Annotated in this window: 1 protein-coding gene and 1 pseudogene; one reads left to right on the forward strand and one right to left on the reverse strand. The window is 72.6% G+C overall.

The annotated features are described in order from the left end of the window. A partial coding sequence (locus tag NS354_RS12445) for a THUMP-like domain-containing protein (RefSeq protein ID WP_430736007.1) occupies window positions 1–795 on the forward strand: 795 nt, incomplete at its 5' end. A gap of 78 nt (window positions 796–873) precedes the next feature. Here NS354_RS12445 and NS354_RS13675 read toward each other — a convergent pair. Then, window positions 874–1,245, reverse strand: a pseudogene (locus tag NS354_RS13675) (hypothetical protein); the annotation flags it as partial.

The following is a 1,245-nucleotide window of genomic DNA, read 5'->3' on the forward strand; positions in this document are numbered from 1 at the left end:
GAATGCGGCGGCGTCGCCGAGCTGCACGGTGCGCGCGCGCCCGAGGTATCGATCGGCGACGCCGCCGCATTCGACCTCGCGCAGGTGGACGGCGCCTTCCTCGACCCCGCGCGGCGCACCGCCGGGCACAGCGATACGCGCCGCATCGCGTCTCCCGACGACTACTCCCCCTCGCTGCGCCTCGCCTACGCGGTGGGCGAGCGCCTGCCCACGGGCGTGAAGCTCGGGCCCGGCCTCGACCGCGAACTCATCCCCGACGTCGCAGAGGCGCAGTGGGTCTCCGTCGACGGCCAGGTGGTCGAGACGGCCCTCTGGTTCGGCGCGCTCGCGCGGCCCGGCGTCTCTCGCGCGGCCCTCGTGCACCGCGGCGGCGAGCGGCACGAGATGACCGCGGCTGGTGACGCCCCCGATGTCGATGTCCAGCCCATCGGAGCGTACCTCTACGAGCCCGACGGCGCCGTCATCCGAGCTCGACTCATCGGCGCGCTCGGCGCACGCCTCCAGGCGGGCATGCTGAGCCCGGGCATCGCCTACCTCACCGGCGACACGTACGCCGAGACGCCCTTCGCGCAGGCCTTCCGCATCGTAGAGGCCCTCCCCGCCCGCGAGAAGGATCTGCGCCGGGCTCTCGCCGCTCGGGATATCGGCCGCCTCGAGATCAAGAAGCGCGGGATCGACGTCGACCCGGCCTCGCTGCGCAAGCGGCTCAAGCTGAGCGGTTCGCAGGGTGCCACGCTGATCCTCACCCGCGACGGGACGGGGAGGCACATCTCCCTGCTCGCGGAGCGCTGCTGACGCAGCCACCGCGCAACGACGACGGGCCCGGGAGCTTCCGCCCCGGGCCCGTCGTCGTGATCGGCGATCCTCGGGCGATCAGTAGTCCAGGTTGGAGCAGGACACGGTCTGCCCGGCGATCTCCACCGTCTCCGCACCCGACTGGCAGGCCTCGACGGCCCGCTGCGCATCATCGATCGAGCCGCCGAGCAGGCTGAGCCCGACGAAGAAGAGGATCGTCACGATGATGCCGATGACCGCCGCCACCGCTCCCGTGATCAGACCGGTCAGGGCGAGACCCTTCGGCTGCGCCTTCCGCAGCGCCAGGATGCCCAGCACCAGGGCGACGATGCCGCCGACGGCGCCCGCGATCGGCACCCAGCAGAAGATGAGGCTCAGAATGCCGAGGATCAGCGCCGTGAGCGCCAGCCCCTTCGGCTGCGCCGGGCCGCCGGCGTACGCCGGGGATCC

Source organism: Leucobacter chromiiresistens (assembly GCF_001477055.1).
GTDB classification, from domain to species: Bacteria; Actinomycetota; Actinomycetes; order Actinomycetales; family Microbacteriaceae; genus Leucobacter; species Leucobacter chromiiresistens_A.